The 7,296-nt window shown below is 53.8% G+C and carries 5 protein-coding genes and 1 pseudogene; 4 read left to right on the top strand and 2 right to left on the bottom strand.

The window, feature by feature from the left end; genetic code table 11:
* The 3 genes and pseudogenes from POG22_RS17995 to POG22_RS17985 all read left to right on the top strand — a co-directional run.
* Window positions 1-168: pseudogene (locus tag POG22_RS17995) on the top strand (transposase); the annotation flags it as partial.
* Between the two features lie 232 nt (window positions 169-400).
* Window positions 401-850 (top strand): hypothetical protein, encoded by a 450-nt coding sequence (locus POG22_RS17990; protein WP_498906695.1) that lies wholly within the window; start codon window positions 401-403, stop codon window positions 848-850.
* Between the two features lie 523 nt (window positions 851-1,373).
* Window positions 1,374-1,736, top strand: a complete 363-nt coding sequence (locus POG22_RS17985) for a nucleoside triphosphate pyrophosphohydrolase (RefSeq protein WP_498906694.1) — start codon at window positions 1,374-1,376, stop codon at window positions 1,734-1,736.
* 397 nt (window positions 1,737-2,133) lie between these two features.
* Here the strand turns inward: POG22_RS17985 and POG22_RS17980 are convergent, their stop codons facing one another.
* Both POG22_RS17980 and POG22_RS17975 read right to left on the bottom strand, forming a co-directional pair.
* Window positions 2,134-4,527, bottom strand: coding sequence for a VIT domain-containing protein (locus tag POG22_RS17980; RefSeq protein WP_498906693.1), 2,394 nt, complete (start codon window positions 4,525-4,527; stop codon window positions 2,134-2,136).
* Window positions 4,528-4,664: 137 nt separating this feature from the next.
* Window positions 4,665-4,943 carry an NfeD family protein gene (locus POG22_RS17975; protein ID WP_498906692.1) on the bottom strand — a complete coding sequence of 93 codons (279 nt, stop codon included), beginning with the start codon at window positions 4,941-4,943 and terminating at the stop codon, window positions 4,665-4,667.
* Between the two features lie 298 nt (window positions 4,944-5,241).
* Here POG22_RS17975 and POG22_RS17970 point away from each other — a divergent pair, with 298 nt between their 5' ends.
* Window positions 5,242-7,272, top strand: a complete 2,031-nt coding sequence (locus tag POG22_RS17970; protein ID WP_498906691.1) for an AAA-like domain-containing protein — start codon at window positions 5,242-5,244, stop codon at window positions 7,270-7,272.
* Window positions 7,273-7,296 lie beyond the last annotated feature (24 nt).

The raw sequence follows: 7,296 nt of genomic DNA, 5'->3' as shown, positions 1-7,296 counted from the left end.
CGTCAACGCCCTTAAAGGGGTATCGAGTCGCCGATACGGACAAGCTGGGTTGCCCAAGCCCTACCAAAAAGATGCCTTGTGGAGTCCGAGTTATTTCGCGTCGTCCCTAGGCGGCGCACCTCTTGAGATTCTCAGGCAATAGAGAACCAAGAAAAGCCGTCCTTCTAGGACGGGGTTTTAGACCCAAAATTTTCGATAAGAAAATGGTGCGTGACGATCGCTCTGGCGATTTCATCCCCGATTTTTCAAGTCACGCCCCCTTGTATGTTGGCGGTGTACATTGGCGGTGCGCCTCTTTCAGGGAAGAGTTAAGAGTCTAGAGTGAAGAGTTAAAGAGGAATTCCCACTCTACACTCTGCCCTCTGCACTCTACACTGATAAACACGCACCCTACTGAACCATGCATCCGATTAACTTAATCTCGGAAATCAAAACGCGACCGTGGATTTCGTTCGGTCTGTTCCTCGTCACCTACATCAACCTAGGATGGGTGTTGTCAGATTCCGAGGCATCCCGATGGCCTTGGATTTGGGGCATCGGCTTAACGATACTGCTGGCGGAAGCCTTGGCGTCGCCGTGGTCGGTCGTGCGGAACGTTGCAGTACGCTGGTTGAAATCGGACATTCGCGGCTTTATCACGGCTCTCCTGGCTGCGTTCGTGGCCGTGATTTTTCTCACTTGGCTGCACGTCTCTTCTCACATTATTCTATTAGCCTCAGCCGGATTGCTCTTTCGCCTCGACGTGCAAATTGCAGGATTGAGCGACTTACAGGCGTTCCTCTTACTTCTGGGAACGTCGATGTCGGGCTTAGGACTCGGGTGGCTGGCGCATTTCATCTTAAACGGGTGATACTCCATCCTTTTCCGATTAAGGGAACCTCGAAAAATTGATTCTAATGCAAAACTCAACGGCTGAAACCCCTGAAATCTCGTTCTATATTCTCGATAGCATAGCCTTTTTCTCATTAAGCTTGAATTAATCGAGGTGCCCATAAGTTAGGTTTCAAGAAGTCTTCACCACATCCCCCCTTAGCCCCCTATCCCCCCTTCGCCCCCCTTTCAAAGGGGGGTTGGGGGGATGGTTGGGGGGATAGAGAGGGACTTGTCGGGTTGGGTAACACCAGTATTTGAGTCCTCGACTCCGCTCGGACTCAACACTGAGCGAAGTCGAAGCGAGCGGAGCCGAAGCGTTGAGATTCGGATTCCGTTTCAAAACCCCCTCAAACAAAAAGCAGTCCGCTCCCGGACTGCCCGTGTGTGTGTGTGTGAGGAGTTGACTTATATGAATCCTATCGACTTTTTCGGCAGTCTCGTTTCCCGTTACCATTTTTGATACGCCCTTTTCGCTCGTTGCGATCTCCAACTATCCTCCTATGCGCCGAGAACCTCAGAAACTGGTACGCGATCGCATCCCCGAAATCGTTCGCCGATCGGGACGACGCTGCGGTGTCGAACGTCTCGACATCGCGGACTACCGCCGAGCCTTGCGGGACAAACTCGTCGAGGAAGCCATCGAAGCCGCTGAAGCCAGGGACGACGCCGAACTAATTCGGGAACTGGCGGATTTGTCGGAAGCGATCGACGCCTTACTGGAAACTTACGAGATCGATCGCGCCACGGTTTCAGCCAAACAGCAACAACGCCGCGACGAACGAGGGGGATTTCGCCAACGGCTGAAGTTGCTGTGGACTGAGGACAATGAGGAGACGGAGCTTAGTGGTACAGAAAAGTCCTGAAACCCTTGTTAGAAAAGAGATCGCCGTATTAACAGGGTTGGCCGCAAAATCCCAGATCGGTAAATGGTTGCCGGAGATCCCCGGCATCTTGGAGATGCCGGGGATCTGGCTCGAGTCTCAATACAGGTTTTATACGAAATCCGCACCCCATACCCCCTTTTAAAGCGATCGCCCAAAATCGATTCAAGTCCTTGCATACATGGACTTGACGACGAGGGCCGCAAAACGGGGTTTTCATAACGGGATTCCGTATTATGTGTTTTGTCAATCCTAGATCTCGAAAAGTTTTCTGCACCACTTAGGGAGACGGACAGATGAGGAGGCTTTTTGACAGTCGCCAGTCGCCAGTGAAGGCAGCGAACCGTTAACAGTGTCTTCCGTGTTCTCGTCCGATCGATTAACGGAAATTTAATTCGATCGAAACTTCGCCACAGAGATACGGCGGTAACGTCCAACCTAACAGCACCTGTTCGACGGCGTGTTTGATGTCCGGTAGTCGCTGCAAGTCGCAAGAATGAAGGATGCTGTCAACGGTCGATCGCCGACATACTGCCGTCCGCACTCGACCGTCGCGCACGATTAAGCCGAAAATCAGTTGGAACGCGCCTAATTTCGGCAAATACTGGAGGGCGTGCAAACTCTGTTCGAGCTTGGCGAGGGCGCGATGGTTTTCTAAGGTATCGAGTTCGAATCCGGCGATGCGACCGACTTCGATTTCTAATCCGAGGTTCGACATGGCAGTCTTTAAAGAGATGACGTTTGGCAAACCCATCGATGTCGCCGCCGGACGCGAGATACGACCTCGGCCGCGAAAATCGGCGACCCAATCGTCTGTAAATCCCGAAGCGTGGCAGCGCGATCGCTCTCGACTGACGTTCGAGTACGGGGTGATGCGGGAACGGATGACTCGAGGCGTCGAATCTCCTCGCCCAGCCAGCGGAGTTTGTTTCGCAGATGAAGACGACACCGAACGTCCGAAATCTCGTTCTCGATAACTCGTTCCGTCGGGAAGTAGAGTGGGAACGGTGGCGCAGACGCTGGGGGACAAGTCTACAACTTGCGATCGCTCTGGACCGACCGCGACAAACGCTGTATACGGCGACAGCAATTGGTACTCTAACGCCGTTTGGATCATTTCTCGGACGATCGTGTGGTGTGTCACCTCGAAGGTTTGGTTCGAGAGGGACTTCAAACAAGCGCGTCCCCATAACTGAGCGATGGCGGGATTGCTGTTTTCCGTAAACTCGACGAGCAGCGTCTCTTCGTATCGCGTTCCGTCGGCTTGTCGTCCCGAAATCGTCAGGCGTCCCGAACCGCGATTGTCGGTCTGTCCGAACAACACGAGCGGTTCGGTGGCGAACAAGTCCGGTAAGGGATTGGGATACACGGTCGGGGGGTTTCCCGCACCGTCCCACGCGATCTCGATGTCGGTCAACACGGGACAGTTAGCGCGAGTGAAAAATCGCCGTGCGGCCTCGTCGATGGGTGCGTCGTGACGTAAAATCTGCGAGTATCCCCGGCCGATTTCGGCAATGCGATCGAGTAAAAAACGGTTGACGGAACTACCCGCGCCAAAGCTATACAGGCGATGGCTGGGTTTGAGTAACTGCTGGACTTCTGCCAAGATTTCTCGCTCGTTGCCAATGTAGCCGTCGGTGAACAAGACGATGCTGCGTAGGCGTCCGTCTTCCGGTTCGGGAAAATCCAACACGGCGCGAATTCCGTTAAGGAGATAGGTTCCGCCGGTGGCGCAGAGGCGATCGATGTAGGCGAAGGCGTTCGCGCGGTTTTCTGGGGTGTTGGGTAGGGGATCGCTGGCGAGATAGCCGACGCTGTTGTTGAAATCTAACAAACTGAAGGTGTCGTCGGGGTTGAGTCCGCTCACGAAGCACCGCAGGAGTGCCTTACATTGTTCTAAGGGTCGTCCCTGTTGCGATCCGGAGGTGTCGATGAGAAACACCACGTCTTTGGGCGCGATCGCTTCTTTGGGATAGGTTGCGGCGGGGATGAGATAGGCGGCGAAATGGGAACCGCGATCGTCGGTGTGGGTGAGGACGCCACTACGAGTAGTTCGACCGGAAACGCGGTAGCGCAGGATAAAGTCTTTGTTGGGAACGGTATCGCTGCCATCGAGTTGGATGTTAAGGCGATCGCCCTCGAAGTTGAGATGGATGCGATGGGACGGCGATCGCACGCTTTTTAGAGGAACTCCCGCGTCGAGATCGACACTGAGATCGAACCGCTTGGCGTCGACGGCGGCCGGGGGAACGACGGGAGGCGCGAGGCCAGAGGCGTCGAGATCGCGGCGATCGGGAATAAATCGCGGACCGACGGTGGTGGGAACGACGAACTCGTAATCGCCGCTGTCGAATTTCAGACAGTCGGAATAGCGCAGCAGGACGCGCACGGTTTCGCCGGGTGGGATGTGGGCGATGGAGTAGGTAAAAACGTTGTCCCGTTCCTGTTCGAGTAAACTGGCGGTGCGTCCTCGATGTTGGGTGTATCGATAGGTTCGCTGGGCGTCTTCTCGTGTTTGGATGTTACCCCGAACGACGCGATCGCCGATGCGGAGTTCCATTTCGTCCACGGCGGCTTCGGCGGGAAGGGGAAAGACGTAAACGGCTTCGAGACTCTGCGTGAGGGGATTTTCAAAGTGCTGTTCGACTTCAACTCGGGCGAGATGTCCCGAAATACGAGCGGCGATGCGGGTGTGTTGGAGGGCAAAGACGATCGGATTTCCCGATTCGAGGGCGGTGGTTAGATGGCTGAAGGCTGGAAATTGGGAACGCATCGGAATGACTACTCCGTCAGTGGCAAAGTATGAGAGGGCAAGGTTGACGTCGCCGGTTCAAAAACAGGACTCGTCAGTTCGGCGATCGCGGGGTATTCGTGGGAGATCGCCGGTTTTGAGAGCAGTGGTCAGGCAGGTCATACGCTGGAAATTTGCAAGTTTGGACGGTCGGTCGTGGAGGTCACTTGACGGGTCGATCGCGGCACGATGAGTAAGGTAATGCCGTCGCGACCGATGATATTCACGGATTGTCCCGGTCGAACGAGAGTCTGAGGGCGTAGGGTATAAAACCGGGCTGGCCAGTAGGTTCCTTTGAAAAATACACGTCCGGCCGTCTCGGGAGAAACGGAATTTGTGACCGTCGCAGACAACGGGCAAGGGAACATTTGATAAGGGGTGGATTCGAACAGTGCCACGATCTTTTCTCCTAACAAAAAACGGCAAGTCGTTCGATCTGGGCTGAATTTTAGGTCGTGTTTTTAATTCACTTTTCAAAAGATTGAAAGCGTGCGTTCTGGATGAGAACGTCTAGCTTGAAATTGCAATCTCGCTCGAGAAGACAACTCGAACAACGTCTAACAAACATAAAAAAACATTAATTTTTTTGCGATCGCGAGACGTTTTTGAAATCGCTTCGTAGAATAAAAGCGTGGATCGTTTGGGTGAATCTCTGGTGTTGTACGTCGATCTTATGCAAGCGTTCGAGAAATGACTATGAACTCTCGTGAAAGTTCGTTCGGGTCCGATCGCAGCGCGATCGATTCCTACGAGTTCGCCCTAACACGACCCATTGCCGCCACCGATTCTCACGACCATCGATCTGAGATTTTTAAGTCCGAGTCTCAGTACTTCACACCTGTGAATTCAGAGATCGAGTCCGACAACCCATCTTCCGATAGGGGTGCGATCGCCGATATGAACGTTCTGGAATTCCTACAGGCCGACGCCCGACTCACCCAACGACAGCGAGAAGTGTTACTGGAATTTCTCCCTGGCGATAAAGACGATGGTGCGATCGCCAGCGATCTTTATGTCACCGAGCAGACGGTTCGCAAACACCTCTCGGACATCTGCAAAACCTTTAGTTGGGAAACTGCTGAGGGGGAAGAAAAAGCCGTACGTCGCGCTCAATTGGTATCTCTGTACGCCAAATATCGCCCCGAGCTGTTTTCTGGCGTTCCCTTTTCGCCGACCTCTCGTAAGAAAATCGTCCTAAGTTACCACCAAAGCGCTCCCCTCGAATCGGAAATCGCGTTGGCGTTGTATCGAGCCTTCACCGAACGAGAGTACGAAGTGCTGTTGGCCGATGCTAACCTGCGAATGACGGCCACTGGACGCCGACAAATTCAAACGGGATTGTCTCAATGCGATCGCTTGGTGTTGCTGTTGTCCCAATCTCCCGGCGTTCAATCTTCAGCCTCGAGCGAAATGGTTACAGAAGAAGTCAACTTAGCTCGACATATTTTCGCTCGCCGAGCGTCGCCCAAACCCACCCTCGTCGCCGCGTACCTTAACTGTCCCCCCAGTTTGCTCGGACACAAATTGCGCGGCTATCTGGAAGAGGCGCGATCGCTCGTTTGGACATCGCCCAAAGACACGGACGCCTTAGTGCGCCAACTCCTCGACGACTTCCCAAATGACGGGCAACTCCCCGTCGTCGATCCCTCAAACGAAGCTGCGTCGCTCTCAGAGGCTGCCGTTCCCGTCTATCCCCCCAAAATCGACGCCGAACCCCAGCTTCCTCGGGGTCAAGTGGAACTGGCGTCCGCGTTTTACGTCGAGCGTCCCGGTATTGAAGATCGCTGTTACGAAGAAATCGTTAAGCCGGGAGCGTTAATTCGCGTCAAAGCTCCGCGACAAATGGGCAAAACGTCGTTAATGGCGCGAATTCTACACGAAGCGAGCCGTCACGACTACGAAACCGTTCAGCTGACGTTCCAGTTTGCCGAATGCGATATCTTTTCGAGCCTCGATCGCTTTCTGCGGTGGTTTTGTGCGATCGTCACCCTGCGGCTGAAACTTCCCTTAGAGATCGATCGCTATTGGCAAGGCAGCGAAATTCTCGGCAGTAAAATCGTCTGTACCCGCTATTTTGAAGATTATCTTTTACAAGAGATCGATCGCCCCCTGGTTCTCGGACTCGACGAAGTCGATATCCTCTTCGACTATCCCCAACTCACCACCGACTTCTTTGGCTTGCTGCGAGCGTGGCACGAAGAATCGAAAAACAATCCCCTCTGGCAAAGACTGCGACTGGTTATCGTCCACTCGACAGAAGCCTACGTTCCGATGCCTGTCAACCAATCGCCCTTTAACGTGGGACTTCCCGTCGCCTTACCCGAATTTACCCCGGATATGGTGGCCGGTTTAGCCAATCGCCACGGGTTACGCTGGGGAGAGGACGACATCGATCGACTCATGCACTGCATCGGCGGACATCCCTATCTCGTGCGATTGGGCTTATATTACATTGCCCGAGGCGAATTAGATTTATCGCAACTGCTCGAAATCGCTCCCACGGATTCGGGTATTTACGGCGATCATTTACGGCGACATTTATGGGTATTAGAACAACACCCCGATCTCGCTGCTGCGTTTCAAGCCGTCGTGCGATCGGAAACACCCGTGGAACTCGACTCCATGCAAGGATTCAAACTGTACAGTATGGGGTTAGCCAATCTCCTAGGCAATAACGTCACGCTCCGTTACAACCTCTATCGCGAGTATTTTCAATCTCGCCTTTAGGGGAGAGGGGGAGAAGGGGAGAGG

Source organism: Geitlerinema sp. CS-897, from assembly GCF_028368005.1.
Lineage (GTDB): Bacteria > Cyanobacteriota > Cyanobacteriia > Cyanobacteriales > Geitlerinemataceae > Baaleninema > Baaleninema simplex.
The sequence above is the reverse complement of the archived record's forward strand: the minus strand, read 5'-3'. Positions and strand labels throughout refer to the sequence as shown.